We start from the raw sequence: 25,675 nt of genomic DNA on the forward strand, positions 1-25,675 counted from the left end.
AAACGGGTCGGCTTCCCGCTCCTGACGGAGTCAGGCAACGGTCATGAGCCGTGCCCGTGGCTTCCGGTTTCCGCCGTTGAACTCGCTGCCGCAGCAGGCGCGAATTGAAACTCGCCGGGCACGCGGTAGTCTCCGTTGGTTCTGCTTGGCCTTCGTCGCCGTACGAAGTATCCGTCGGCGATGACCAGTGTCAGTGAACCATGTCTGCGTTCCCGCGCATCTGCTGCAAGGTCCGGTTCGATGATTGCCGATATCTTTCGTTGCTCTTTGGCCGTTCTGGTGCTGTCGGTCATGTCCGTATCTGCGTCCGCACAGGAGGTTCACGACGTCGTCATTTACGGTGGCACCGCTTCCGGTATCGCAGCCGCCGTACAGGTGAAGCGGATGGGTGGCAGCGTAATCGTGATTGAACCGACCAGTCGCGTCGGCGGGCTGACGACAGGGGGACTCGGACAAACGGACATCGGCAACAAAGCGGCCATCGGCGGGATATCGCGTGAGTTCTACCAGCGAGTTCGGCGCTACTATCAGGACCCGGCCAACTGGAGGTGGCAGACGCCGGAGCAATATCGCAGCGAAGGCCAAAGCCGGACGTCATCCGACGAAGATACGATGTGGACGTTCGAACCGTCGGCAGCGCTGACGGTCCTTCACGGTCTGCTGTCTGAACATGAGATCTCCGTTGTTTACAACAGCAGACTTGCCCGCGACGGCAGCGGTGTGACAATCGACGACGGGCGCATTGTCTCAATTCAGATGGAAAACGGTCAGCGGTATCGCGGTCGAGTCTTCATCGACGCCACTTACGAAGGTGACCTGATGGCCGCGGCCGGCGTCAGCTACACCGTCGGACGGGAGTCAAATGCGACCTACAACGAAACGCTGAACGGTGTGCAGACTCAGCGTGCCGTACATCATCAATTCGTGGAAGGCGTCGATCCGTATGTGACGCCCGGAGATCCGGCCAGCGGCCTGGTCGCGGGAATCCACGGCAACGGCCCGGGGATCGAAGGGACCGAGGATCGTCGAGTGCAGGCATACTGTTTTCGAATGTGCCTGACCGATCACCCGGACAATCGGCTGCCATTTGTCAGGCCGGACAACTACGACGAACGGCAGTTCGAATTGCTGTTCCGGAATTTTGAAGCCGGCTTCCACGAAATTCCGTGGCACAACGCCGCGATGCCCAACCGCAAGACGGACGTCAACAACAACCACGGATTCAGCACCGACTTTATCGGCGAAAGCGACGCCTACCCGGAAGCGTCCTACGAAGAACGCAAACGCATCGTGTCCCGGTATCGGAACTACCAGCAGGCGCTAATGTGGACACTGGCGAACCATCCTCGCACGCCGGAGTTTGTCCGCAGTGAGGTTTCCCGTTGGGGACCGTGCCGGGATGAGTTTGAACGGCCTGACGGCTGGCAACAGCAGTTGTATATCCGCGAAGCCCGCCGCATGGTGGGTCAGTATGTGATGACTCAGCATAACTGCCAGGGGACCCAGGTCGCCGCGAAACCGGTGGCGCTGGCCGCTTACACGATGGACTCGCACAACGTGCAGCGGTACGTCGACGAGGATGGCGACGTTCGCAATGAAGGTGATGTGCAGGTCGGCGGCTTTTCGCCATATCCGATCGACTACGGCGCGCTCGTACCAAAGCCTTCAGAATGCCGCAACCTGCTGGTGCCCGTGTGCCTCAGCGCGTCGCACATCGCGTTTGGTTCGATTCGGATGGAACCGGTGTTTATGGTGCTTGGCCAGTCTGCCGCAACGGCCGCCGTGCAGTCCATCCGCCAGAACGTGTCTGTTCAGGACGTTGACTACCAGGAATTTCGGAATCGCCTGTTGCAGGATCGGCAGGTGCTGGCGTGGCCCGCCGCCGACGGGGACAACTGACGGCACCCCAATCGCATCGTGCGCGGGCGGCGACACCTCGCCGCCCGCAGAGCAGGCTGCTTCGGGATCAGAACAGGCCGCCCAGAATGCTCAGCAGCCAGGATTCGCTCTTGCCGGGCTGCGTCCACAGCCACATTGTGCGAACCAGTTCGATACCGACAAACGCGCTGATGGCGGAAAAGACTGCGGCAAAGGTCACGGCCGTCGTCCATCCGGTTCCCCACGGAGCATCGGTGACCATGCGGGCTCCGGCCGGAGCCGCAAAGCCGTCGACCTGACTTTCGCCGGCTTCGAAGTCTTCATCCGCCTCATCTTCGGCGTCCCAGACGTCGTCGAGTTCTTCTTCGAAGTCCTCATCGTCGAACTCTTCGTCGGTGCCGTATTCGTCTTCGACAGCGGCTTCGTGCGATCCCGTGCCCTCGTCGTCGAACATCAGCACACTGGTGTCCGTACCCGTGTCATCGTCGTCGCGGTCCAGTCCGGCCAGTTCGAAGTCGCTGTCTTCGCCTTCGGGCTGCGGAATTTCCATGTGTGTGGTCGTGCCGCCGCGGGAATCCGCAAGCGCCTTTCCGGCACCGGCCACCGCAGTCATCGGCATGGTGCTGCCCATGTCCGCTTCGTCCAGCGTCAAGCCGCTGTCATCGTCGAACAGGGCAATTCCGCTGTCGGCGGCTTCCAGGGTAATTCCACTATCGCCGGCGTCCAGAGTAATCCCGCTGTCGTCGGCGAACCCCGTCCCGCTGTCCAGGCTTTCCAGCGAAATCCCGGAATCGTCAGCTTCCAGGCTGATCCCGCTGTCGTCAATTTCCAGGGAAATGCCGCTGTCGTCGGAATCACCGGAAGCGGCGACTGATGACAACGTGATGCCGCTGTCGTCTTCTTCGTCCCTGCCGGAATCGATCAGTTTCAGATCGCTGTCTTCCGGCAGCGCGATGCCAGGGTCCGTTCCCGCAGTTTCATCTTCGGCCGCTTCCACCAGGCGAATGTCACTGTCCGTTCGATCGACACCAAGCTTGACGTCGCTGTCGCTGTCATCGGACAGAACATTGGAATCGGGTTTCGCCAGATTGATTTCGCTGTCCGAACCCAGATCGCCCAGCAGATCCGGCGACGATCCGGGCGACAGTCGCACGTCGCTGTCAGAATCGGTCAGCAGGACATCGCTGTCGCTGTCTTCTTCGGTCTCAACATCCAGCTTCACATCGCTGTCGCTGTCGCTGAGCGACAGATTGGAATCCGCCGGAATCGGCATTTCTCCGCTGTCCGGGCCAAGGTCAGCGAACAGATCGACGGAGGAACCTTTGGTTTTCGAATCGCTGTCCATCAGCAGAATATCGCTGTCGGAGTCATCGTCCGCGCCGGCCGTGAGTTCCTCCAGATCGATTTCCGCGTCTGTCCTGATTCCTCCCTTACCGGGAATCGTATCGCCGGACAGAAGGTCGAAGTCTGCTTCCGTTCCCGCACCGACCAGGCTGACGTCGCTGTCGGAATCAGACTGTCGGCCCCCGCCGGATTCCAGAACACTGCCAGAATCCATCGTGTCCCGACCTTCCAGGTTCGGACCGGAATCGCCGGACAATTGCACGTCACTGTCGGAGTCAGAGGCTTTCGATTCCTCTTCATCATCAAACAGTGTTTCGTCAAAGAACAGCCGCACGTCGCTGTCGGACGCGCTGAGGTCAACCTTGCCTTCGTCGTCCAGGACCGAATCCTCATCCTTGTCGGCTGACATGATGGGAATATCAGGAGACGAGTCCGCCTGCTGGCTGCGAACAAATTCCTCGACATCCTGCTCACGAAACTTCCAGCTTCCGCGATCCGCAAACCCGCGAATCTCACCTTCCTCCCGCAGACGAAGCAGTCGTTCCTTTGTAGCGCCGATACGTTCCGCAGCTTCATCAAGACTGAGATATTTCTTGGCCATTCGTCGCAGACTCCTGTCGGAAAGTCGGTCTTAGCAGTGGGAAGCGTGCAGCGGCATCCGAGCGGTATGTTCGAGCGGGCTCCATTCCTTCTCGCGAATTTTCAATTCCGCGGCGCAACACTCCGGGCACTGCCCGGGACGCCGGATTTGGTAAACGACTGACTGGCGAAAAGCGGGAACTTTTACCAGATGCAGTTGCCTCTTCGATTCTAGATTCCGGCAGGGTCGATGCAAGTTCTTTGTCCGCGACGACATCCGGGTTGTCGGCATCGGCGACCCGGTCGTTCGAATGCGGTCAGGTACCTCGTCACAGAGCGGGGAATTCTCATACCCCTGCGACCTGCACAACCGTCAAAGTCCGATTCGCCCGCACGCAGACGCCGACCGGCTGCGCCAAAAATCGCATACCCGCCTTTCGTTCGTCGACCACCGGACGCCGGTGCCTGCATGGAATCCCCACTGTCCGGTACCGGAACGACAAGATCCAGTGCTGTAATCGGACCAACACGCCCGATCGGCAAGCTGCCGACGGCGTGAATGGTGATTTTCACGGACTTCCGGGAATCACCGGCGGCGCGCCGGGAGTTCTCGCTCGATCTGCGATTCGGAAGCTGGCGGAATTTGCCGTCGGCAATCACTGCCTGATCCGCGGTCAGATACCGGATCACAGGTTCAAAGGCCGAACATCGATTCGTTGCGGATCGCTGGCGGGACGGTGTCTCACCATCCGCGGCGCAAATTCATCAGGACTCGCACCCGGCGAGGATGCGCTCATCCCTGTGGCCCGGCGGCGCGAATTTCCGGAGACGAATCCGCTGAATACTTCTCGAAATTCTCCCGGAATCCGGCCGCCAGCCGCCGTGCCGTGGTTTCGTAGGCTGCCTGATCGCGCCATGACAGGCGCGGCTGCAGCATCTCGTCCGGGATCCCGGCACACGAACTGATGATGTCGAACCCAAACGTTTCGTCCTTCAGGACGGCAGCACTTCGCAGGCTTCCGTCGTGGATAGCGTCGATGATGGCCCGAGTAAACCGCAACGGCATGCGACTTCCGGTACCGTACGCTCCGCCGGACCAGCCGGTGTTGACCAGCCAAACGGATGCGTCATGTTTCCGGATCTTCTCCGCCAGCAGGTCCGCATACCGAGCAGGATGCCAGACAAGAAACGGTCCGCCGAAGCACGGCGAAAACGTGGCCTGTGGTTCGTCGATGCCCACTTCCGTTCCCGCGACTTTGGCCGTATAGCCGCTGATGAAATAGTACATCGCCTGTTCCGGAGTCAGGCGGCTGACGGGCGGCAGCACGCCGAACGCGTCGCACGTCAGAAAGATCACATCGGACGGATGGTCGGCGACGCAGGGAATCTTCGCGTTGGCCATAAATTCAATCGGGTAGGCTCCGCGCGTGTTCTGCGTGATGCTGGTGTTCCCGAAATCGACGTGATGATGCCCCTTGTCATAGACCACGTTTTCCAGCACGGCTCCGAAGCGTAACGCGTCAAAGATTTCCGGTTCGGACTCGCGAGTCAGGTAGACCGCCTTCGCATAACAGCCGCCTTCGATGTTGAAGATCCCGTCGTCGGACCAGCCGTGCTCGTCATCGCCGATCAGATAGCGATTCGGGTCTGCGCTGAGCGTGGTCTTGCCGGTTCCAGACAGTCCGAACAGCACTGATGAACGACCGGTCTGCTTGTCGCTGGTCGCCGAACAGTGCATCGACAGAATTCCCCGGCTGGGAAGCAGGTAGTTCATGTACGTGAACACGGCCTTCTTCATTTCGCCGGCGTACTCGGTGCCCAGAATGACAACTTCGCGGCTTTCCAGGTTCAGGTCCACGCTGGTCCGCGATGTCATGCCGGTGGTGTAACGGTTGGCGGGAAATCCACCGGCGTTGAAAATCACAAAGTCCGGATCGGCGTATTCCGCAAGTTCATCGTCGGTCGGCCGGATCAGCATGTTGTGCATGAACAGAGCATGGTAGGGCCGCGCGCAGATCACGCGGACTTTCAGCCGCGTTGCTTCGTCCCAGCCGGCGTACGCGTCAACGCAATACAAACGCGGTCTGGTGTTCAGATAGTCGATCGCCCGTTCGCGATTGATCGAAAACGTCAATTCGTCCAGCGGGAAGTTGACCGGTCCCCACCAGACGTTTTGTTCCGATTCCGGATGCCGGACGACGCGTTTGTCCTTCGGCGAACGTCCTGTTTTTTCGCCGGAGTACGCGATCAAACAGCCGGTGTCAGAAATGCTCGTTCCCGAACCGAATCGAATGGCCTCTTCGTAAAGCGCTGCGGGATCCAGATTTCGCTGTACGTCCGCGACCGTTATTCCATGATCCGACAGGTTGAATGGGGTTGTCACTTAGCGGCTTTCTGATGTTTAAGGGATCGCAGCAAACGTGGACGACGAGGGATCGCGGCCGGCACAAACGATTTCGGAAGCGGAACAACCGAGCAACGGATGACGCTGAAGCATTGCCGTTCCGCGCCACGGACACGGCGTCTGCGTTCGTTGAGCTACTTTCCAGACTTGCTTTTGCTCTTCTTCTTCTTACCGCTGGTCGTCGCACCTTTCGCGACAACCGTCTTTTTCTTCGTGCCGCCAGCGGACTTGTCGTCGTCGGATTTCGACGTCGAATCGTTGGTTCCGAAAACGCGATCCCAGCCCGCGACGAATTTCTTGCTGGCTCCCGTATGCACTGTGTACCCGGTCATTTCGCTGTGTCCTCAAAACTGATTATGAACAGGACAACGACCGTGCGGCGGCTCCATACCGAGTCACGGCGCTGACTGCTCACAGAAGCTAATACAACCGCCTATTCGTTCAAGACCGGTATCGAGTGCCGCTGACGAGTTCTCAGTTTCGACGGGCGCTCTCCGATGTTCGGATTTCCAGCGACTGCGGCCCTGCACTGGCTTCCCAAAGGCCGCGACACTTCTGCCGGCAATCTCAACGGCGGTCGTGTCCGGCGTGTTGACCTGAGCCGTCTGCCTGCGGCCGGCGAATTCGTCATCAAATACTTCCGCTTCGCATCGCCTCGCGCGTCGAACTCGTGTCAAACGAAGACATGACCCACTGCAATTCGACTGTCCTGCGATGGACCGCTGCGTCCGAAAAGTCCGCGCAGCCGGAAGAGTCCCGCGGAGGGTTTTTCCCCAATCGTTACGTCTGGACCACCGCTGCGAAAAAGCGCAGGCAAGAATTGCGTTGAATCCGGCACAACTGACTTTCCGGAAGTAGCATCGAACAGCAGGAATGAACTGCAACGGAAGTGCCTCCTGATCCGTTTCCACCGCTCGCGATGATCGTTTCGCGAACCACAAACGGACGATCGCAGAATTGCGGGAGTGCCATCATGAATCTTGTCTTGAGAATGATTCGGGGACCGCAGGTGGGATCCTGCCGAGTGCTGCAGGTTGGTCAGCGAGCAATCGTCGGAACAACGGACGCATGCCACTGGGTCATTCCCGACGCCGAACTGCGGGGTCTGCGGTTTCGCTTCGGCTGTTCGACGCCCGGCTGCTGGGTCGAAGACCTTTCAGAATCTCCGCGGCTGCTGGTCAACGGCCTGACTGCAGGAAAAGCGCGAATCTTCGACGGTGATGTCGTCAGCCTCGGACGCTGCTGCTTCGTTACGCGAGTCCGCGACCGCCGCGTGCAGTCTGTCGCCGCGGCAAACATTCAGCCTGCGGAGTTTCGCGAAAACCCGCCGCGCCGATTCGCGAATAGTGCAGGATTTCGACTTCGAATGCGGGGCCTGCTGTCTTCGTATGACTCCCGGCCGACGATTGTTCCGACAGGTTCGGCGGAGATCAGTTCGGAAAGCTGGGTGCAATTCGCCGCGCAATCCGGAACTCCGTAATGCTCTGAATGGCTGGCACTGGTAAGATTTCGCGGTCCACCGATCGCTGACCGCCGCTACCAGGAGAGTCCCCGGATGCTGAGCCAACAGACACTGCAGCGCTACCGCGAAATGACTTCGGGAGAACGACTGCAGATGACACTTCGGATGATCGACGAAAACCTGCCGTACCTTGCGATGGGTCGGCCGGAAGTTGTGGAGCGACGTTTTCAGCTCCTGAAACGCGAAAATGATCTGCGAAACGCAGGCATCCTGACGGGCATCGCCCGTGACGGATTCCAAGGATGAGCCCGCTATCGCAGGCTGTGCTGGATTTCGTTGACCTTTTCGAATCGCGCGCAATTCAATACGCGATTATGGGAGGACTGGCTGCCCGTGCGCATGGCATGCCGCGTGCCACGTTTGATGTGGACTTCACGATCTCCGTCGAGCGTGATGATTTGCCGTCTCTGTTCGATGCCGCAGAGGATCTCGGCTACACAATTCCTGCGGCATATCGAGCCGGATGGGTGGACCAGGTTTCGGGCATGCCGCTGGTCAAGCTGGGAGTGGCCATCGCAGACAGGAGCGTTGATGTTGACGTTTTCCTGGCCGAATCACCCTACCTGAGGGAAGTCATCAAAAGACGTTGTCGCGAGGTAATTGACACAGGCCACGTCTGGCTCGTGAGCCCGGAAGATCTGATTGTCCTCAAGGTCTTGTCCGGGCGGCCGCGCGACAGGATCGACGTCCAGGACGTCCTGTTTATGCAGGGGGAACTCGATCGCCGCTATATGCGGCACTGGGCGGAACAGCTTGGCGTGCTGCCGCGACTGGAATCGGCACTGCAGGAATTTGACAACGGCTGAGTTCCTTTGTGCCGCCGAATTGGAACACCGCACTCCTGTCGGTAACAATGGTCACCACAGGATCGACATGCTCAAATTGCGCGTCGTTCTCCGTTCCTGCCCGCCTGACGGATTCAGCACCGAGCGTGACCGACATTGCCGTACCGTTCCGGCACCAGGCGTGAATGTCGCTCGCAATTTCGACGGTATGTGCTCATCAGCCGACAGCCCTATGAATCTTCGCCGCTTATTCACCGCCGCGATGTTTACCAGCGTGCTCTTCAGCGTCGGCGCAGGTTCGTCTTGCCGCCCGGCGACCGCATTCGTTCAGGATCAAAATAGCCGCGACGCGAAACTGACTGAACGGTATTTGTCCCTGCTGAAGAAGAATCCCCGGAAGGGAACAGCATTCGACAAAGTCTACGCGTTCTATTCCGAACAGCGCACACTGGACGATTTCGTCACGTCGCTGGCAGACGCGGTCGTCGCGGATGCAGCAGACGGCAGCAATGCGATGATTCTGGGACTGGTGGAGGCTCGCCGCGGAAACCACGCGGAAGCCTCCGCAGCGTTCGCCGTCGCTGAAAAAGCTCGGCCCGAAGATCCGGTAGCCTGCTGGCTGCATGCCGAATCCCTGCTTCAGAGCGGCGCGACTCAGGATGCAATCCGGGCTTTGAAACGTGCCGTTGAACGCAAACCGCAGCGAGCGGATTCGCTGGAAGTCCACCAGCTTCTCGCGACGACTCTACAGCAATCCGGCGACCTGCGAGCGGCACTCGACGTCTGGCAGCGGCTGGAAGCGGATTTCCCCGGAGACGATCGCATCCTGGAACGAGTCGGTTCGATTCTCGCGGAGAACGGTCAGCACGAAGCCGCTCTGCAGCGGTTTCAAAAGCTCGCGCGAGCGGCGAAAGATCGTTCCAAACGCGCCGAGTTTGCTGTCCGGGCTGCTGAACAACTGCTGGACCTGGATCGCACGCACGAAGCCGTTCAGGCCTTCGATCGGCTGCTGGAAGATGTCAATCCCGAAAGCTGGCTGTTCAGCGATGTGCGGGGACGCATTGAAGTCGCGCTGCTGAAGTCCGGTGACTATGCCGACGTCGCGCAGTACTACCTGCGACAACTGGAGAAGCGTCCGGATGACCTGGACGCCATGATTCGGCTCGGTCGGTTCCTGTCGCTCAACGGTCAAACGACCGAATCCCGCGAATGGTTCGAACGCGCCATCCGGCTGGCTCCGTCCAGCGTCGAGCTGCGTGAAGCGCTCATCCAGGAACTTGTCCGACAGGATGATTTCGCCGCCGCGATCGCTCAATATCAACAGCTCGAAAAGCTGTCGCCAGGCAACCCTGACCACATTGAAGCTCACGGACATCTGTTGCTGCGGGATCCATCGCAGGATGAACCCGCGCGGCGAACCAACGCCGCAAACATCTGGAAAAAGTTATTGTGGTCCGACCCAGCCGACGTCGCCGCTGTTCGACGACTCGCGGAGCTGTTTCGCAGCGCTGCGATGACCGACGAAGCGATCGAAATGTTCGAACAGGCTGTCACTCTCAGCCCTGACGATCCGCAGAACCGCGAAGCTCTGGGCGAATATCTGCACACGCTGAACCGGCATCAGGAAGCCATCGCCGCGTGGAACAGCATCTCCTCCGGTGACCGCCGAAACGCCGCCAGTCTGGTCCGTACGGCTGAAGTCTTTCGCAACTTCGGCGACATGCAGAACGCTCTGCGCTGCATGTCGGAAGCATCGGAGATGGATCTGGAATTCTTCGATCGGCTGCAGTTTGGCAAGTGGCTTCGTGAGTCGGGATACTGGAGCGATTCACTGCAGCAGTTCGACTTCGCGGAAACTCAGGCCGTGTCACCGGAAGACCGCCGGCAACTGCTGCAGGAGCGGCTCCGCACTCTGCAGGAGTCCGGTGGTCTGGTCATGCAGGCTGCGATTCTGGAATCGCAGCTTCGTGCGGAACCGCAGTCGTCCGCCGATTCGTGGCTGACTCTGGCGTCGTATCATGAAGCCGCGGGAAATCTGACGTCCGCTGTTCGCGCCGTCGAGCAGGCGCTTTCACGTGACGCGACTCTTCCGGCGGCATGGCAACTTGCATCACGGCTGCTGGAAAACACCGGGCGATTGGCCGATGCCGTCACGGCGAACCGTCGGCTGGCGGAAACCGATCGCCGATACCACAGCGAAGCTCTCCGGAAGATCGCCGACCTGGAACGTCGCCTGGGGCATCCTGATGCGTCCCGCAAGGCGGCTCAGGAATTGATCGACGCGTCTCCGCAGAACGTGGAAAACCTGCAGTTCGTGGCCGAACTGTTCGCGCAGCTTGGCGACCCCGTGGCTGCCCTGGAAGCTCTTCGAAACGCAGAACGCGGGAATCCCACGGATGTTGATGCTCAACTGCGACTGGCGCGAGCACTCGCAGATCAGTTTCAGACCGACGATGCCGTTGCGGTTCTCTGGAACACACTGCCGCGCACGACGTCGTCGGATCGCCGCACTGAGATTGTTCGGCTGATGTCCGAACTGTATCTGCGAGCCGATAACTTCGATCAGTTCATCACGCGACTTGAGCGGTTTGAACGCGAAAGTGACGACGCTCCGCACATCGGGCTGCTGACTTCGGTCGCTTATGAATCCGCCGGAGATCTGCTGGCGGCGGAACGAGTGCTGAAGCAGGGACTCGCGCGCGACGCCCGCGATGCGGACGTTCTGGAGCGTCTGGCAACGATCGCCGATCGCCGCGGTGATTTTTCAACCGCAGCAGATTACCAGCGGCGAATTGTGGACGTCGCTCCGTCGGTGGAAGCGAAACAGCGGCTGGCGAAACTCCTGCAGAACGCCGGTGAAATCGGCGAAGTCGAAGCCGCAGTACTTGGTCTGCCGGACGGTTCGCAGAATTCTCAGCAGGCTTTGTTGACCGTCGCCGACACGTTCATCAACGCCGAAAACCTGCACGCGGCCGGCAGTCTTTGTGAACAGCAATCGAATGACAATTGGCGCTGGCAACTGCGGCTGGCGATTGTCAATTGGAAACAGGGCGACCGCGAATCCGCGGCGCAGCATTTCGACAAGATCATCGCGGCGGGACCGGAAGCAGTTGAATCCCCGGGCGCGAGCCGTGATTCGTCGCAGCCGGAGATTCTGCAATCCGGGCGCGCGGCGATTGAAGCGATCGTTGGAATCCTGCGACTTCGTCAAACCCAGGCGCCGCCAACTTCCAGGATGCGCGATCTGGGGGCGGATGACTTCGAAGCGGCAAGGATCGCTTCGATCGCCGCCCGAGCGGTCGTCGCCCAGCGCCGGGATGGTGATTCGTTTCTCGAAACACTCGCTGCCCGCGCGCAGCAATCGATCGACACGAACGCACGGCCCGCCTGGGACTGGTACTTTGCGCTGTACGGACTGCACGCGGCCGGGCTGGGTTCACTGGGCGAAACTCATCCCGCCATCGAACTGCTGCGACAGCGAACTGAACCGGAAGCTCAGTTACTGTACCTGACACAAATTCGTTCACAGGCATTCTTTGAAGAACAGTCGCCAGCCGGCCAAACAAGTCGGGCAACACCGCCCGAACCGCTGAATTCTGAACAAGCCACCCATCTGTTCGCGGCATGGAACGTTGTGCACGATTCTCACCCGGACTGGATCACTCACGACGACATGATCGCTGTGATTCGCGAACTGGACCTGGCGGGACGCACCCGCGATGCCGACGCGGTTTACGACACGCTGACGGGATTTGGCGCGTCGGCGGCCGATATGGAAACGGCATTGATCGTATCAGCGCGCCGGAATGATTCGGCGGCGGTTGTTCAGCAACTGACGAAGCTGGCTTCGAGGAATTGGACGGAAGGGGTTTTAGGAGTCCATGGCGTCGGTCATCTGCCGATTGAGCGTCAGCAGATTCCGAGCGATCAGGTTTCGGAAAGTGTCGCGAGGTTGATCGCATGGCAGGTTGCTCACGAACAATCGGATTCTGCACTGAAGGTTCTGTCACGGTTCCTGACCTGCGTGGACAGTTATGGCGGATTCACGTCAGGGACTACGGCGTTTCCGGCGCAGGCGGGTGCCGGCTCAGTCACGGTCTATTCGGCAGACGGATCGTCGTTCACTCGGCAAACAAAGCCTCTGATTGCCGAAACCGGGTTCTCACCATCGGTCGTGAATGCTCTGGCAAGCGCCCACGTGGCATTCGAACGAGCGGGCAGGACCGAAGACTTGATTGGGTTTTTCGAGCAACTGACAATCGACGGCGACGACACTCAGCATTCGGATCGAGCACAGATCGCCAATCACATCGTGCTGGAACTGGCGCTGGCGCAATTGGCTGCGTTCAACAACGATCCGCAGCTCACGGCCGTCCATTTTGTGCGAGCCGCAGAATACGTGCCGAACAATGCTGCCATTCGATTCTGGCTCGTTCGATTTCTGTTCGCCGAAGGTAATCATGCCGACGCACTGGCGTTGCTGGAGACTCTCGGTGGTGAAGACGGTGACGTGATCCGCGAACGCGAACTGCTGGCGCTGGAGATTGCTCAAACTGTGGGGCTGACTGATCGTGCTCGTCGCGCGGCCGAGATTCTTGCCGGCATGCAGCTTGACGGTCCGTCGTCGCAGAAGCTGATTCGTCAAATGAAGACTCTGGGTCTGGACGACCTTGCTACGGACATCGCGATTCGGTCCGGGCAGCCGGCGGAACGCCACATATCGACAATTCACCGACAGATGCAGCAGTATGCCGTGCAGGAACAGCCGCGCCTGGCCGAACAGGCTGCTCGACAGATCCTGCGAGACACCGCACCGGGTGCGTCGCCCCGAAGTGAATCCGGTCAGGCGCGCGGCGCGGCAATCCGACTTCTGCTGGACGCGGGACAACTGACGCCGCTGATCGAATCTCTGCGGCGGCAGGTCGCACAAACGCCCGACGATGCCGAGCAACTCGAAGCGCTGTCCGAATTCTGTCTGGCCGCGGGGATGACTGCGGAAGCGGATGCCATCACGAAGCGGCTGACCGGTCTGCAGCCGACCAGTCCCGCGGAGCTGATTCAGCGGGCCGAGCGACTTCAGCAGCAGGGCCAAACCGATCACGCGTGCGACACATTCCTGAAGGTGATTCGCCAGGACGCGGCATTCTTCGCCCGCGACTATTACCGGCTGATCCGGACGTTCGACAATTCCAATCGGCTGGATGAACTTGCCGACGCGCTGGCGGGTTCGGATCTTTCGCAACTGGCGGCAAATCCGCACGCGGTTCAGGAACTGGTGGAACAGTTGATGCGAAGCCGTTCGCACCGCGACGCCGGGCTGCGATTGTTTGAGAAGGCGTGGGAATCGCTGCCCGCCATTCGCCAGAATCTGCTCAGCAACGTTACCGACGAACGCATCTGGGAACTTCCCGTGATGCTGGACTACATTCGCCGCGGCGTCATTCCGTCGTCGCAGCAGGATGCGTATGCAAGGCCGTGGGAAGGCATCGCCGGACCGATGACGTACCGCGATGACGGCTGCGTGACGGGAACTCTGCACCGGCTGCTGGCCGCTCTTGGAACCGTCGAACGGCGAAAGCAGTTTTTGTCTGAGGTCGACGAAACACTGAACCGCCTTCCACAGTGGTACGGCGGCTACCTGATTTCCGCCGTGATGCATGCTCAGCAGAACGACGTCGCAACTGCGCAAACACGACTCGCTGCACTGCGGGACATGCAATCGCCGCTGGCGCAGGTTCCCGGTGACGCGGCCTGGGTAATCGCCTGCGCGCTGGAAGGTCACGACGTGGAACTGGCGGCAGAAGTGAAACAACTGCTGCAGATCGCTTTGGACGATTCGGCCCTGGCAGGCCGCCGTGTCAGTGCCTTCGCGAATTCTCCGGCGCTAAGGCTTGCGCGACTGCTGGAGCGAGACAACGAACCGTCAAAGGCGCGAGCGCTGATCCTGCAGCAGGTGCTGGACGCCGAATACCCGAAAGGTCGGGCACCGGGGTTCGCGGAGTTTCATTTCGTGAGCGATCGTCTCGCCGCAGCCAGGGTCTTGACTCGACTTCGGTACCCGCTGGATTCAGTGCAACTGTTGAAGAGCATCACGTCGGAAACGCTGGCTGCGTCAACGCGATGGAACGGCGGAGGAGGAAACAGGGATCGCGATCTTCAGGAAGCAACGCGTCTGGCGGAATCCGCGACGACGGTGACAAACCTGCGGCGGAACGTTCAGGAACTCGTCGAACAACCGGACGGAAGCAGCGATCGCTGCCGCTTCCGTTTCTTCGTCGCGGCGGCTTCCGATTCTGTGGAGGAAATGAAGCTCGTCAGCGTTGTCGAAAATGCGATCGCCGCCGCCGCGTCGGCTCCACCGGACGAAGTTGCGGCTCTAAAGGAAGGACTGCTGGCGTTATCGCAGAAAGCCGGCGACGGCAGACCGTCTGCCTCCGTAGCACTGTTTCTGCTGGGGACAGCCACTGATGACGGCAGCCTGCAATCGGAAGCAGGCGACTTGCTAACGTCGTATGTTGACGGCACCGTACCCGTCCGTGAGACGGCCGACGGAGACATTTCGCTGTGGCTCGCCGCCCGATCGCTGCTGCGAAAAGATTCGTCGACCGCCCGTGGCCGTCGCCTTGCGGACCGCGCGGAGGCGGCCGCCAGGCTGGTCAACCGCAGCGATCTTCTGACCGCAATCCTGAAGGAACGAGGCGACCTGGAACTCGCCGCCGGTGACAAATCCGCGGCGAACGCTTCGTGGAACCGGCTGCTGGATGCGATCGTGTCACGCGATGATTCGCCGGCGACCGGACCGACATCCACAGCAGTTGAGGAACTGCGGCAAAGACTGCTTCGAAGCAAGCCGTAGCCGACCCCGCCGCTGCCCCGAATCGCAGCTGAGCAGCGGCGTGGATCTCACACAGAGGCACGGAGACACAGAGCTCTGCACTGTACTGTGCCTTTGTGTCTCTGTGTGAGAATTGAAGTGGCGGCTCGCGGTCTGGACCGGATTTGGATAACGCCCCATGCCGGATGACCGGTCGTATCCGCGTCAATTGGCGTCGTCGGAGCTCGGCCGCGGCTGGAATTCCGGAACGGTGGTGTCGACGGCGGGTGAATCAGCAAAGTCGTCGACAGGGCCGACGTTCTCGAATTCTTCGTCGCCGAAATCGTCGTCGGCATCATCATCCGGCAACTCGTCGCCGGATGCAGAACGTCGGCGGCGGTTCAGGTCTTCCAGCCGGACGCCTTCTTCGTCATCCTGGTGAGAACGCAGGATCATTCGAATCGGGACTTCCTGAAACGGTGAGATTTCACGCAGGAATCCCAGCAGATACCGCTTCCAGGTTTCGTCGAACAGTTTCGGATCGTTGCATTTGACGACGATCGTCGGCGGATTTGTGGCAACCTGTGTACCGTAGTAGATCTTTGGTCGACGATTCTTTCGCTGCGGGGGAGGATTCCTGCTGACGGCCAGCTTCAGCGCCCGGTTCAGACGCCCGGTGCTGATGCGAGCGTGTGCCTGTTTGAAGATGCTTTGCGTCAGATTCACCAATTGCCGGATATTGCGTCCGTCTTTGGCGGTCAGAATCGCGATGGGAACATGCCGCATCGAACTGAACGATTTGATCAGATAGTCGCTCCACGCTTCGATCGTCATCTGCTCGTGTTCCGCCAGATCCCACTTGTTGACGACAAACACGCACGGCTTGTTGTGCTTTGCGATTTCCTCCACCAATTGCTTGTCAACGCGGGAAATCGTCTCGCTGGCGTCGAAGAACATCAGCACGACATCCGCGCGGCGAATACTGCGCTGAGCCCGGACGAGGCCGTAGAATTCGATGCTGTTTGCCAGGCTTTTCCGCTTGCGGACTCCCGGCGTGTCGATGGCCACAAACGTTCGACCGTCCACGTCAAAGCGGATGTCGATGCTGTCGCGAGTCGTGCCGGCGACCTCACTGACGATGACCCGTTCTGACTGAGCAAGCTGGTTGATGAACGTGCTCTTGCCGACGTTTCGGCGGCCGACGATGGCCAGCTTCATTTCCGGCTGTTCCAGCAGTTCCGCACCTTCGCGCTGTTCGGTGTCGGCGGCGGGCGGCAGATGGTCCACGATCTCCCGGATCAGTTCGGGACGATTACGGTTTCCGGTCACGCTGGTGATCACCAGGGCAGCACTCGCCAGTTTCAGAAACGACGGCGCTTCGATGTCCAGTCGGGACGAATCGCACTTGTTGACAACCAGCAGCGTGGGCTTTGAGGACTTGCGCAGCCGCTCGGCGACATGTTCGTCCAGCGGTGTGATGCCCGCCTTGCCGTCGACGACGAATAGCAGCAGATCGCATTCGTCCAGTCCCACCTGAATCTGGTGTTCGATGTCTTCGGACAGATCGTCGCTGTCGACGATTCCGATACCACCGGTGTCGACCAATTCAAAATACCGGTCGTGCTCGTGCATGATCCACGTGACGCGGTCGCGCGTGACGCCCGCTGTCGGATCGACGACGGAAATCAGCTTGCCCGACAGCCAGTTCAGCAGGGAACTCTTGCCGACGTTCGGACGCCCGACAATTGCGACTCGCGGAATTCCCATGATCTGCTTTCTGTGTGCCTGAAGCACGGTTTCGCGCGATGGCGGAATGGACACCGCTGCTGTGCCGTCCGGCCTGTGACGGCAGCCGTGCAAAGCCGTCTTTGCAGGATGGCTGCGACTGCTACGGCGCTTCATCCAGCAGCTTGCGAGCCTGCAGGCGGATATCCGCGGCGGAATGGTTGTCGGCAAGCTTCTGCAGTGATGCCGTTAGCTGCACGCGATCTTCGTCAGAAATATCATTCCACAGACTTCCCACCGCGCGGATTGTGTTTCGAAGAATGATGGGTTCTTCAAAGCTTTGTTCCGCCAGAACCCGCTGCTGATCTTCGGGTGACAGTGCAGCAAATTCCGCACGGTCCATCGGTTCCGCGGCCGTCGCCAACAGGCGCGAGAACGTAGCCACGCCGTCGTGTTGTCCGTTTCTGGCCAGAGCGACCGCGGCGTTCGCCTGCGTCATTCGATCGCCGTCCAGCAGCATGACCCGAAGCTGCCTGATGGCGTCGGGACCGCTGACGAGCCCCAGAACATACGCCGCAAGATGCCGAATGGAAGGATCCGAATCCTGTGCCGCCAGCCGCAGTTGTTCGGCCACGGCGGCGTTGTCGATCGTGGGAGTTTCCAGCATGGTGCCCGCGGCCGAGGAACCGGTCGCGGCTTCGTCGGGCTTTTCTGCGGGCGATCCCGATCGAGACTCAAACTTCCGCCCGGCGATCATCGCCAGTGCCATCAGAGCGCTTTTGTGAACGGCGCGATGATCGCCTTCTCCCTGGGTTTCCGGATAGTTCTTTTTCAGGACTTCCGCCAGGACCGGCATTACGAGTTCGTCGCCGTTCAGAGATCCCATCGTCCGGGCGAGAAATTCCTGATGCTTGAAATCTTCCTCCAGAGTCGAGTTCGACGCGAGCGACTCCCGCAACAGCGTCGTCAAAGCTTCCACGACTTCCGGACGGTCCGACAGCGGAATTCCGGGTTCGCCCGATTCGTCGGAATCGACCTGTTCATTTCGCAGACTCTGAGCCAGCCCCAGAGCCGCTCGCCAGCCGCCGGTGTTCGTTGCTGCTGCCGAGTTCCGAAACAAGCTGTTTCCAGTCCGTTTTTGAATCAGCCAGCTTTCCGAACAGCGCCCAGACGCCGATGACAGCAGCCACAATCAGCGCCGGGATCAGGAACAACTGAACGATAAAGCCGGCGGACGGCGGTTCAACCGGTGGCAATTCTTCAGGTCGCAGGTCTTCAGGCGGGCGCGCCAGCGATTCGTCGGACGGGCTGGCGAAATCCGCCGCAGCCTGCGTGTTGGGGTGATCGGACATGGAAACATCAGCAACCGGTGGAACGTCGGCGATTCGGAAACACGATTCAGCCGCCGATTGTAAGCTGGCAACTGCGGCATTTCAGGACGCGCCGGCAGCGAGGTCGCATTTTCTCTATTGCCGGATTGCTCCGATGTTCCACGCTTCGCGATTCACGCGGGACTGAAGCCTCAGTCAGGTTTGTGCAAAGGCCAGACAACCTGGCGCGGCGGCTATTTCCGTCGGATGGCAATCACCGTCAGGTCATCGGGTTTGGTGGAATGGCCGACGGTGGCCGCTCCGTCCGGGTGCATGCGCTGTCGAGCCAGAGCGACGAGAGCCGACGCGCGGGCGTGCAACTGGCCGGATCGGAGCGTCTGCACGATTTCCTCGGTCGTCACGTTATCGCTCAGGCCGTCAGTGCACAGGACCAGCGTGTCTCTCGGAGCCATCTTCAGCGTCGGACCGAGTTCAATCCGCATGTCCGGCTGGCCCACCACATTCGAAACGAGATGCCGTGACGGATGCGACATGGCGGATTCTTCGTCCAGATAACCGGCTTCCACGGCATAGCCGACGGGAGAATGAGAAATGGACTGCCACTTGATGCGTCCCCGCTGACCGAACAGCAGAATCATGGAATCGCCGACGTGATACGGACGAAATTCCCCGGCCTGCATGTCGATCATCGCCAGAGTCGTTGCCGCGCCGGTTCCGAGTTGCTGAATCTGCCGGCTGGCATTTTCGACCGCGTCAATCAATGCTCCGCGAAGGTGCTGAACTTCGTCGTCGGGCGTTCCCAGCCACTGCTGAATCGTCCGGACAGCGATGGACGACGCTTCCGACCCTCCCTGGTAACCGCCGACTCCGTCCGCCACGACGGCGACACCGGACTCCGGTCCCAGCGGCACGATTCCCGCGGAATCTTCGTTATCGGTGTCACGCAGCGGGCTGCGGTGCGTGTAGACGGCAAGCTGACCGCCCGCGAACGGAAGGACCTGGACCTCCGGCATGTCGGTCCGCAGAAAGACTGCCGCAGATTCTGCCGCATTCAGACTGCCTGCTTCGGTCACGACGCGGCTTTCTTTCTGCGCGACTTCGCATGCCGGAGCGTCTTGCCCTTCAGACGCTGGAACGCGCTCAGCATCTGGACCGCGTCGCGAAATCGCCGTGTCGGGCGAGGATCGATCGCTCGCTTCAGAAATGCGACAAACTCGGGATGTACGCGCCCCCGCAGACGCTGATAACCCGGCGGAGGCCAGTTGAACGGCCATTCCGGCCACTGTCCCGCGACCATCCGATAAATGATCAGGCCGATCGAAAACACGTCCGACCGCGGTGACGGTCGCCCCATCGCCTGTTCAGGAGCCATGTAGCCGACGGTGCCGGTGCCGGAACCCTGCAGAGTTTTCTGAGAAACCTTGGCGATTCCAAAGTCCGCCAGCCGGATGTGCAGGCCCTCGAAGAGAATCACGTTCTCCGGCTTAATATCGCAGTGAACGATTTTCTCATGATGAGCGTAGGCGGTTGCTTCCAGAATCTGCTCCGCGATTTCCAGCGCCGTTTCCAGTGACATCCGCCGTGTCAGGCGTTCGTCGAGCGTTTCCTGGCCCAGAGCAAACACCATCACCAGCCGGTCGTCGATGACACTCGCGTCCCGCAGCGAAAGAATATTGCGGTGTTCCAGCCGTGCCGTGGTGCGGATTTCGTTGCGAAAATCCTGAAGCACCTGCTGAGTGACCAGTGATGAGTGGGGGATTTTCAGGGCCACACGAAAGCCCTGAATCGTGTCCATCGCCTGATACACGGACGCAAACGCTCCCGCACCAAGCTGCCGTTCGATGCGATATTTGCCGATTCTCTGACGGGCCTTCAGACGCTGTTTCTTCATTCGACTGACAGCCTGAATCCTGTTCACCGCTTCAATCACTGTTCCGCATCCAGGCAGAAAGACAAAAGGCCGGGCGGCCGCTTCGAGACCGGCCTTCGATACAAATCGCCACGCATACGTTCCCTGAATTCGGATTCCCGCCCCGACCGACTATAACCTCTCTGCCCCTGATATGCCCCGCCCGAGATTTGCCGGTTTTCAGCGCGTTACAGATTATGGACCGCCCGGAAGAAACCGAGTCTCGCTCCCGCTGCAGCGTGAAACTGCTGCACAGGAATCAACCGGCCTTGGTTCCGGTCCGAATTCTTCCGCCCCTCTGTGAATTGTCCCTGAAAAACGCCGATGCCGATCGCAAAAACGGGCGGTTGTGAACTCGTGCCCGACATTCCCCCGCCGGAGCTGCCGTCCCCGCGCCGCACACAACAAGCGTACGCCGAAAGCGAGTCACGGAAAAGCGGATTGCGGAACAGAGACTCAGGGAATCGGAACATCGTTTGCCTGCGGATCAGCAGCAAGTTCCGTCGGGTCGCCGGAACAGACATTCCGCGGCCGAAGCTCGCGAAACGGCATTCGGTTCCCGTTCCCGCAGCCGGCGTTTGGACGCGAAGCAATCTGCGACAACGTTCGCAGAAAGAACCATCGACACGACAGCAAACTCAGGAGCCATCCGTTTAGCAGATCCGAGGCAGCGGTGATCCTGAAGGTTCGTCCACCGGCTGTTCGCGGCCCAGAGAACGCTGGATGGTCACCGGACAGATGGATTTCGGCCCGACGGTGCCAACGACCGCAGCTTCCTTCGAAACGGAAAGCGTTCGCAGCGACTCGACGGCAGCGGTAGCAGCTTCGGGTGCAACAGCCGCGACCAGCGTGCCTTCGCAGGCGATGTGCAGCGGGTCCAGACCCAGGAGTTCACACACGGCTCGAACGTCCGACGTCACCGGGATCTGAGCTTCGTTCAGGCGAAACGTCAGCCCACAGGCCGCGGACCATTCGTGCAGAACGGCGGAAACGCCGCCGCGAGTGGCATCGCGGATCGTTCGCACACCGGAACCGGCCGAAGTTCTCAACCGTTCAACAGCATCCGTCAGTGGCGCAGAATCGGATTCCGGCGGCGGCGAAAACGAAAGTTCTTCGCGAGCACACAGCACAGAAACGCCGTGGCGACCGATCGGGCCGGACACCAGAACGACATCTCCTTCCTGAATTGACGACGGGCCGATGGGAACCGGGTCGATAAGTTCCCCGATCCCGGTCGTTGTCAGAAAAATGCCGTCAGCGGCTCCGCGAGGCACGACTTTGGTGTCTCCCGCGACGACGTCTACCCGACATTCGCCCGCAGCGGCGGCGACGCTGTCAAGGATTCGTTCCAGCACCGCCATCGGAAGTCCCTCTTCCAGAATCATCGACAGCGTGATCCATTTCGGGAGCGCTCCCGATACCGCCAGATCATTGACCGTGCCATGAACCGCCAGCGAACCAATGTCGCCACCGGGAAAGAACAGCGGCGAAACCACAAAGCTGTCCGTTGTCACAGCGATGCGGCCACTCGGCGATGTCACGTGAGCGGCGTCCGGAAGACAGTCGAGGCTGTCGTTTCGAAACCTCCGTCGAATGTGCCGATCGATCAGGCGGCGAGTCAGCCGGGCTCCTTCACCGTGAGCCAGCGTGATTCGGTCACTGTTGCCGTCGATGGCAGCGGGGCAGTTCAGTTGCCAGGCGGGAACTGTCACACGACGACCTTTTCAACGTGCGGCGCCGCGCCAATGCCGTAGCGGAAGTACGCCGCACAGGCTCCTTCCGACGACACCATGGGCGCTCCAAGCGGTGAATCCGGACTACAGCGTGTGCCGAAGTGCGGGCATTCCGGCGGTTTCAGCTTTCCCGAAAGAACGTCGGCCGCCGGGCAGCGATCATCGGCCAGGATCGGCAGATCTGTCATGACGGTCTCCTCCGCGAATCGTAATCGTGCGTCGAACATTTCGAATTCGGGACGCAGCCGCAATCCTCCTTGACGAATCACACCAAAGCCTCGCCACGGGCAGTCGGAAACCCGATAGACGCGATCCAGCACGTTTTGAGCAACCTCGTTACCACCGCGCTGAACGGTGCGGGAATACTGATTGCTCACTTCCGTGCGGCCGGATTCGAGTTGCTGAACGCAGTCGCGGATGCCTTCGAGTAAGTCGACCGGTTCGAACCCCGTGACAACCACGGGAACCTGATACCGATGCGCAAAGTCGTTGTACGAATGGAATCCCGTGATCGTGCAGACGTGGCCAGCGGCGAGAAACCCCTGCACTCGATTGCCAGGCGATTCCACCAGCGCTTCCATCGCCGGCTGCACTCGCACGTGTGACACCAGCAGCGAGAAGTTCTTTAATCCCAGTTCCCGCGCCTGCAGCGCGGCAAGCGCTGTGGCAGGAGCCGTCGTTTCAAAACCCACGCCGAAGAAGACGACCTGCTGCGCCGGATTTCGCTCAGCCAGCGTCACCGCGTCCAGCGGAGAATACACGATGCGCACGTTGCCTCCGGAAGCCCGGACGTCAAGCAGCGAACTCCGGCTGCCGGGAACTCGCAGCATATCGCCGAAACTGGCAATGACGACATCTTCCCGAACCGCCAGCCGCTGCGCCAGATCGATGTCTTCCGCCGGAGTCACACACACCGGACAACCGGGGCCGTGAATCAGTTCGACAACGTCCCGCAGTTCTTCTTCGATGCCGTGCCGCAACAGGCTGTGAGTCTGCCCGCCGCAGACTTCCATCAGCACCCACGGTCGTGTCGCAATCCGCCGAATCTGTCGCACGAGTGGCAGGGCGGCGGCCGTGTCGCGGAATTCGTCAACGAACTTCATGATGACGCCTCGCCCACGAAGTCCTCGGTCACACCGAGTTGCGTGAGTTCCTCCAGGACGCGCTGAGCTTCGACCGGATCAATTCGGCTGATGGCGATTCCCGCGTGAACCACCACGTATTCGCCAACCTTTGCGTCCGGAACGCATGCCATGTGGCAAACGCGGCGAACTCCTTCAAATTCAATTTCCGCGCGGCCGAAGACGGGGTCGTGGTCAATCCAGTTTGCGACTCTGCCGGGAACGCCTAAACACATGGGCCGGACCTTCTGTTGACGGTCGCAGCGTTGAGCCGGGCGGCGGCAACCGCCAACTGACCGGCCGCGAGTCCTCCGTCGTTGGGAGGAATGTTTCCCGGCAGGCCGACCGGAAGCGGATGGCTCGCCAGACGCTCATGAATCAGTTCGGTCAGAATCTTGTTCTGGAAACATCCACCGCCGACGATGACGGGAACATCCTGAAAACGCGACACCACAGCGGCAACGCCCGACGCGACAGCTCGATGAAACTTCATCGCCATTGTACCCGGACGTACGCCGGACGCATTGTCGGACACAACTTGCGCGATCAGCGGCCGCCAGTCGAGCTGCAGATGCGCCCCGGTGTCATCAAGCCTGAAGGAATACTCACCATCTGTTGATTGATCACAGGCGGCTTCCAGCAGCATCGCCGCGTGACCTTCGAATGACGAGTCGGAGATCTTCAGAACGACGGCCGCGACACCGTCGAACAATCGGCCCATGCTGGTGCACTTCGCTGCGTGCCTGGTGGTCTGCACCGGCGGATGGGGTTCCAGGCGGTGCGGGTCAACAAACTGTCGAAGACTGCGAACGGCATTCGCAGTGCCGATGGATTCCGTCAGCAGCGCCAGGGCGACTCGCCAGGGTTCCCGAATGGCATGCTCACCGCCGATCAGCGGGAAGGGCCGCAGCGACGCGACTCGCGAAAAGAATTCCGCAGTCGTCAGCAGAAACTCACCGCCCCAGATGGAACCGTCCGGGCCGAATCCGGTTCCATCGAACGCGATTCCCAGCACCGTTCGATCCAGCCAGCCGTGTTCCAGCATTCCGGCGACAACGTGAGCGTGATGATGCTGAACGGCAATCGTCGGCGCGTGCTGTTCCTCGGCAGCACGAGTCGTGAAATACTCCGGGTGCAGGTCATGGACAACGACTTCCGGTTCGACACCGTACAGCTTCAACAGTGACTGAGTTTGTTCGACAAAGCGCGTTCTGGTGGCGATCGAATCGAGGTCTCCGAAGTGCGGCCCGAGAATACTCTGCGACCCGTTGCACAGCGCGACGGCAGCTTTCTGGTGTCCGCCGAGTGCCAGAATCTGTCGATCACTTTGCAGGTCCAGCGGCAACGGTGCAATGCCGCGACCTGCGCGAATCGTCACGGATCGACCGGCGATGCAGCGCACGACGCTGTCGTCGATCGGCCGGGCAATGGTTCGATTGTGGTGAAGAAAGCTGTCGGCGATTTCGCGCAGGGCCGTGTCGGCGTTCGTGTTGTCGAATGCCAGAGGCTCGCCGTCTGAATTTCCGCTGGTGACGATCAGCGAACGCCCGAAACCGTTCAACAGCATCCAGTGAAGAGGCGTTGTTGGGTTCAGGATTCCGACACTGTCCAGCCCGGGTGACACACTTGACGCCAGGCCCGAAACGCATGACGCGCGCACCAGCACAATCGGGTTGCGTGAACTTTCGAACTCGCTGCATTCGTCGTTCGTTAATCCGTGAATGTCCGACGCGTGCGGCATGACGGCCAGCGGTTTTGCCGGTCGCCGTTTGACATCGCGCAATCGGACAATTGCCGCAGCGTTTGAGGCGTCGCAAAGCAACTGGTATCCGCCAATTCCTTTGATGGCAAGAATCTCACCGCGTCGCAGGCGGCCGATGGCTGCGGCAATCGCATCGTTGCCGTGCGCAGGTGATCCGTCGCCGGAGTCCGTCAGTACGACGTTCGGGCCGCAACTCGGACACGCGTTCGTCTGAGCATGAAACCGACGGTCTGTCGAATCGACGTCTTCCTTCCAGCAGTGTCCGCACAAAGTGAAATGATGCATCGTCGTTTCGGAACGCTCATACGGCATTGCCTGGATGATCGAATACCGCGGTCCGCAATTCGTGCAGCTTGTGAAAACATAGCCGTGCCGACGATTGCCGGATTCCGCGACTTCCCGCAGGCACGCATCGCAGACGCACAGGTCGCGCGGAACAGCGGTGCCTGGCTTATCGGCCGCGGCCGCACGTTCGATGTGAAAACCGCTGACACCGCGGAACGGAATCCCGGACCGCGACAGGTTGCTGACCGTCGCGCATTCGGGAAGCGCGCCGGTCAGTCCTTCGGCGAACTCGTCAACGCGGGCAGCTTCGCCTTCGACGATGATTTCGACGCCGCGACTGCTGTTGGCGACGGCCCCGTTCAGCCCCAGTCGCTCCGCCAGCCGAGCCACCGCGGGGCGCACACCGATGCCCTGCACGTGTCCCTGCAGCAGGAACCGCGCGGCGTGTTTTTCATTCGTGTCGATGAGCGAAATCGGCATCGG

At 60.3% G+C, this 25,675-nt stretch carries 17 protein-coding genes; 5 read left to right on the top strand and 12 right to left on the bottom strand.

The window, feature by feature from the left end; translation table 11 throughout:
- Positions 1 to 240: 240 nt before the first annotated feature.
- Positions 241 to 1,899 (top strand): FAD-dependent oxidoreductase, encoded by a 1,659-nt coding sequence (locus R3C19_13320; protein MEZ6061318.1) that lies wholly within the window; start codon positions 241 to 243, stop codon positions 1,897 to 1,899.
- A gap of 67 nt (positions 1,900 to 1,966) precedes the next feature.
- On the opposite strand, the gene R3C19_13325 is transcribed toward R3C19_13320, so the two are convergent.
- The 3 genes from R3C19_13325 to R3C19_13335 form a co-directional block, all read right to left on the bottom strand.
- Positions 1,967 to 3,823 (bottom strand): excisionase family DNA-binding protein, encoded by a 1,857-nt coding sequence (locus R3C19_13325; GenBank protein MEZ6061319.1) that lies wholly within the window; start codon positions 3,821 to 3,823, stop codon positions 1,967 to 1,969.
- Positions 3,824 to 4,594: 771 nt separating this feature from the next.
- Positions 4,595 to 6,184, bottom strand: coding sequence for a phosphoenolpyruvate carboxykinase (ATP) (pckA, locus tag R3C19_13330; protein MEZ6061320.1), 1,590 nt, complete (start codon positions 6,182 to 6,184; stop codon positions 4,595 to 4,597).
- A gap of 155 nt (positions 6,185 to 6,339) precedes the next feature.
- The gene (locus R3C19_13335) at positions 6,340 to 6,537 is read right to left on the bottom strand and encodes a hypothetical protein (GenBank protein ID MEZ6061321.1); all 198 of its coding nucleotides are present in this window, start codon (positions 6,535 to 6,537) and stop codon (positions 6,340 to 6,342) included.
- Between the two features lie 641 nt (positions 6,538 to 7,178).
- Here R3C19_13335 and R3C19_13340 point away from each other — a divergent pair.
- The 4 genes from R3C19_13340 (at position 7,179) to R3C19_13355 (ending at position 15,368) form a co-directional block, all read left to right on the top strand.
- Positions 7,179 to 7,685, top strand: a complete 507-nt coding sequence (locus R3C19_13340) for an FHA domain-containing protein (protein ID MEZ6061322.1) — start codon at positions 7,179 to 7,181, stop codon at positions 7,683 to 7,685.
- 75 nt (positions 7,686 to 7,760) lie between these two features.
- Entirely contained in the window at positions 7,761 to 7,973 is a 213-nt protein-coding gene (locus R3C19_13345) for a hypothetical protein (protein MEZ6061323.1), read from the top strand.
- Entirely contained in the window at positions 7,970 to 8,533 is a 564-nt protein-coding gene (locus tag R3C19_13350; protein ID MEZ6061324.1) for a DUF6036 family nucleotidyltransferase, read from the top strand. The genes R3C19_13345 and R3C19_13350 overlap by 4 nt, the downstream gene beginning before the upstream one ends.
- 211 nt (positions 8,534 to 8,744) lie before the next feature.
- On the top strand, positions 8,745 to 15,368 hold the full coding sequence (locus R3C19_13355; protein MEZ6061325.1) for a tetratricopeptide repeat protein: 6,624 nt from the start codon (positions 8,745 to 8,747) through the stop codon (positions 15,366 to 15,368).
- Between the two features lie 183 nt (positions 15,369 to 15,551).
- On the opposite strand, the gene der is transcribed toward R3C19_13355, so the two are convergent.
- The 9 genes from der to hypF form a co-directional block, all read right to left on the bottom strand.
- Positions 15,552 to 17,147 (bottom strand): ribosome biogenesis GTPase Der, encoded by a 1,596-nt coding sequence (gene der, locus R3C19_13360; protein MEZ6061326.1) that lies wholly within the window; start codon positions 17,145 to 17,147, stop codon positions 15,552 to 15,554.
- A gap of 67 nt (positions 17,148 to 17,214) precedes the next feature.
- On the bottom strand, positions 17,215 to 18,171 hold the full coding sequence (locus tag R3C19_13365) for a HEAT repeat domain-containing protein (protein MEZ6061327.1): 957 nt from the start codon (positions 18,169 to 18,171) through the stop codon (positions 17,215 to 17,217).
- A complete protein-coding gene (locus R3C19_13370) occupies positions 18,092 to 18,403 on the bottom strand; it encodes a hypothetical protein (protein MEZ6061328.1) in 312 nt (103 codons plus the stop codon). Before R3C19_13370 ends, R3C19_13365 begins: the two co-directional genes overlap by 80 nt.
- A gap of 212 nt (positions 18,404 to 18,615) precedes the next feature.
- Positions 18,616 to 19,455 (bottom strand): protein phosphatase 2C domain-containing protein, encoded by an 840-nt coding sequence (locus R3C19_13375; protein ID MEZ6061329.1) that lies wholly within the window; start codon positions 19,453 to 19,455, stop codon positions 18,616 to 18,618.
- Entirely contained in the window at positions 19,452 to 20,273 is an 822-nt protein-coding gene (locus R3C19_13380; GenBank protein MEZ6061330.1) for a serine/threonine-protein kinase, read from the bottom strand. The genes R3C19_13375 and R3C19_13380 overlap by 4 nt, the downstream gene beginning before the upstream one ends.
- A gap of 671 nt (positions 20,274 to 20,944) precedes the next feature.
- A complete protein-coding gene (hypE, locus tag R3C19_13385; GenBank protein MEZ6061331.1) occupies positions 20,945 to 22,003 on the bottom strand; it encodes a hydrogenase expression/formation protein HypE in 1,059 nt (352 codons plus the stop codon).
- Positions 22,000 to 23,127, bottom strand: coding sequence for a hydrogenase formation protein HypD (hypD, locus tag R3C19_13390; GenBank protein MEZ6061332.1), 1,128 nt, complete (start codon positions 23,125 to 23,127; stop codon positions 22,000 to 22,002). Before hypD ends, hypE begins: the two co-directional genes overlap by 4 nt.
- Positions 23,124 to 23,381, bottom strand: a complete 258-nt coding sequence (locus R3C19_13395) for a HypC/HybG/HupF family hydrogenase formation chaperone (protein MEZ6061333.1) — start codon at positions 23,379 to 23,381, stop codon at positions 23,124 to 23,126. Before R3C19_13395 ends, hypD begins: the two co-directional genes overlap by 4 nt.
- Positions 23,372 to 25,672 carry a carbamoyltransferase HypF gene (gene hypF / locus R3C19_13400; protein MEZ6061334.1) on the bottom strand — a complete coding sequence of 767 codons (2,301 nt, stop codon included), beginning with the start codon at positions 25,670 to 25,672 and terminating at the stop codon, positions 23,372 to 23,374. Before hypF ends, R3C19_13395 begins: the two co-directional genes overlap by 10 nt.
- Positions 25,673 to 25,675 lie beyond the last annotated feature (3 nt).

This window comes from Planctomycetaceae bacterium (genome assembly GCA_041398785.1).
Classification (GTDB): domain Bacteria; phylum Planctomycetota; class Planctomycetia; order Planctomycetales; family Planctomycetaceae; genus JAWKUA01.